Annotated in this window: 3 protein-coding genes; 1 reads left to right on the top strand and 2 read right to left on the bottom strand. The window is 68.4% G+C overall.

What is annotated here, in order from left to right:
* Window positions 1-27: 27 nt before the first annotated feature.
* Window positions 28-282: a hypothetical protein gene (locus ACIPW5_RS39840; protein ID WP_401256413.1), complete on the bottom strand. Its 255-nt coding sequence runs from the start codon at window positions 280-282 to the stop codon at window positions 28-30.
* Between the two features lie 345 nt (window positions 283-627).
* Between ACIPW5_RS39840 and ACIPW5_RS39845 the strand changes: the two genes are divergently transcribed.
* Window positions 628-1,872: a transcriptional regulator gene (locus tag ACIPW5_RS39845; protein WP_401256418.1), complete on the top strand. Its 1,245-nt coding sequence runs from the start codon at window positions 628-630 to the stop codon at window positions 1,870-1,872.
* Here ACIPW5_RS39845 and ACIPW5_RS39850 read toward each other — a convergent pair.
* Window positions 1,853-2,518 (bottom strand): HAD family hydrolase, encoded by a 666-nt coding sequence (locus tag ACIPW5_RS39850; protein WP_401256415.1) that lies wholly within the window; start codon window positions 2,516-2,518, stop codon window positions 1,853-1,855. The two genes, ACIPW5_RS39845 and ACIPW5_RS39850, sit on opposite strands and share 20 nt — an antisense overlap.
* Window positions 2,519-2,686 lie beyond the last annotated feature (168 nt).

Raw genomic sequence — 2,686 nt, forward strand, 5'->3', positions numbered from 1 at the left:
ACGGAAGCGCAAGGGCGCTTCAGATCGCTACGCGCTTCTCTGATCTCGGCGACCGGCCGCCGTCTTGGGCTGGTCCGGGGCGGGTTCGACGTTGGTGGCGGCGGTGGTGAACTCGCGGCCGGAGGCGCCTCGGATGTAGGCGAGTTCCACCCAGCGCTCGATGCCGATGTCCGAGACGTTCTCGTTGATCACGGCCATCAGCTCGCCCTCGATGCCAGAAGCAATGTCAAGGACGCGGCGGCCCAGGAGACGGTGGGGCACGTACTCGTAGCGCTCACTCATCGGGCATCCCCTCGAAGGTGACGAGGAACCGCTCCCAGCCGGCCAAAGCCCGGTCGAGGAGTTCGAGGCTGGGCGGTTCTACGACCCTCGCCCTCGGCAAGGGTTCGTCCCAACTGTCGACGCTTGGCACGTCTCGGGTGCGACTGGTCATGTCACTTCCTGCCGTGGTCAGTGGGCGGATCGCCCTGCTCCTGTTCGAGGTTCGAGGTTCGCCCTTACGGGATGGCTCAGCTAGGACTTGTCACGGTCTTCTGACTGCCTATTTGAGGACTTCTATTCCTCCAGCGGGGTAAAACGTGGCTCTGGCGGGGACTTGTTGAGAGAGTGGTCGCCCACCTGGCACACATGCGGAGGTTGAGCGTGGCAAGGTCACCCGGGAACGTCCGGTTCAAAGCCGCCCGTGTGGCTGCCGGATATCTCTCGCAGCAGGCACTGGTTGAGGCTCTCGCCAACCGAGGTGTTTCCATCGACGTGCGCCAAGTCCGGCGCTGGGAGTCGGATGCGCCCCCCTGGCCCTACGCTGCGGCCCAGCAGGCACTCACGGAGCTGCTCGGGCAGGATGTCGAGGCCCTCGGTTTCACTCCACCCGCCGGACACGATCGCACCCTGACGGTCAGGCGCGTACCCGTCGCGGCGGCGCTGCGGCTCCCGGTGCAGCATCCGACGACGGCGCAGCCCGCCAGTGCGGCTGCCGACTATCTCGCCGTGACCCGGGCCCACCGGCGGCTCTACTGGACCGTGGCACCGGCGGTCCTTCATCCACCGGTCCGTGCCCACGCCGTCCTCGGAGAGGCTCTGCTCCCCGCAACAGCGGGCGCCACGCGCCGTGCCGTCGCCGCTGCACTGGCTGAGTCGTCTCTCCTTGCGGGCCGCATCGAGTTCTTTGACCTCCGCGAGCCCGAGCAAGCGGGCGACACGTGGCTGCGTGCCCTTCAAGCGGCGGGAGAAGCGGACGATTCCGTGCTCGGCGCCGCCGTGCTGGCTCACATGGCCTTCATCCCGGGGTGGGCCGGAGATCGCTCCGGCGCCGGCGAGCGGATGGTGATGGCGCGGACCTATGCCCGCAGGAGCCCGGCCTCCGCGGAATTCCTGGCCTGGCTCGACGCGGTCGAGGCCGAATGCGAGACGAGGTGTGGGCAGACGCGGACGGCTTTGAACCTCATCAACCACGGCGAGGAGTTGCTGGCGGCCGGTTCGGAGCACGTCTCGCCTGACTGGATGGACTGGTTCAGTCCCGTCCGACTGGCCGCGTTCAAGGGGAACACCCAGCTCGCAGCCGGGCACCTCCCGCAGGCCAGGCAGACGCTCATGGAAGTTCTCGAGACCTTGCCGCCCGACGCTGACAAGCAGCGGACCGTGGTCCTCGCCGACCTTGGGGCCGTGGAGGCCGCTGCCGGAGCTCCCGAGGCAGCGTGCGCCTATGCGGTTCGGGCCCTGGAGCAGTTGGAGACGCACTGGTACGCGACCGGGATGGAGAGGGTCCGCGAGACGCGCCGCGCGCTCGCACCGTGGCAGCACGAGCAGTGCGTACGCGAGCTCGACGACCGGCTGTACGGCTGGGCGACGACGCTCAGCGCGCTGACGCGTTGAACTCGTTGATCCGGTGAGGGAGGTCGAGGAGGCTGTCGACCCTGAAGGTCGGCAGCGCCTTGGCCTCCTCCGTTTCCCACTGGATGGTGGCCCAGGGGCCGCGCCGGATCAGGGCGCTGTGCATGCCTGCGGCCACAGCGGGCCGCAGGTCGTTGTCGACACGGTCGCCCACGTAGAGGATTTCGTCGGGCCCGAACGGAACGGCCTTGGCGACGCGGACGAAGAACTCGGGATCGGGCTTGCTCGCCCCCCAGTCGTCGGAGGTGCCGATCAGATCGACGTCCGTGGAGAAGAGTTCGCGGAGGATCCTGCCGGCGCGAACCGTCTGATTGCCTGCGATACCCAGCCACAGGCCGTCGGCGCGCAGCTGCGCGAGGGCGGGGCGGACATCCGCGTACAGGTCTCCTTCATCGAAGTGCTCGGGCTGTCCGGCCGCCGCCCGGGCCTCGCGCTGTTCGTAGAGGTCGAAGCCGGGCTGGAAGACCTGGAAGGTATCGCGGTAGTCGCGGCCCTGCGCGATCACGGCTCCGAACATCGCGGCGAAGGTGTGCCGGGGCACGCCGAGCCAGTCGGCCCATGTGCCGTACTCCCGCGTTTCGTCCACGAGGCACTCGCCGACATCGAAGACCACTGCGCGAATCGTCATGCGTGGAGCCTAGCGACGACTGCTCGGAACACGGCTGGAAAGCCGGGGAGTGGGGGCCTGGTACGGGCATGCAAACACTGTCCTCCGCTGAGGAATCAGCCCAAGACGGCCGCCGGCCGCCGAGACCAGGGGAGCGCGTAGCGATCTGTCGCGCCCTTGCGCTTCCGC

It is taken from the genome of Streptomyces sp. NPDC090077 (genome assembly GCF_044747545.1).
Classification (GTDB): Bacteria; Actinomycetota; Actinomycetes; order Streptomycetales; family Streptomycetaceae; genus Streptomyces.

What these genes read in the sequence shown, in the direction of transcription:
- ACIPW5_RS39840 (WP_401256413.1), bottom strand. Translation starts at nt 282, where the DNA reads ATGAGTGAGCGCTACGAGTACGTGCCCCACCGTCTCCTGGGCCGCCGC.
- ACIPW5_RS39850 (WP_401256415.1), bottom strand. Translation starts at nt 2,518, where the DNA reads ATGACGATTCGCGCAGTGGTCTTCGATGTCGGCGAGTGCCTCGTGGAC.
- ACIPW5_RS39845 (WP_401256418.1), top strand. Translation starts at nt 628, where the DNA reads ATGCGGAGGTTGAGCGTGGCAAGGTCACCCGGGAACGTCCGGTTCAAA.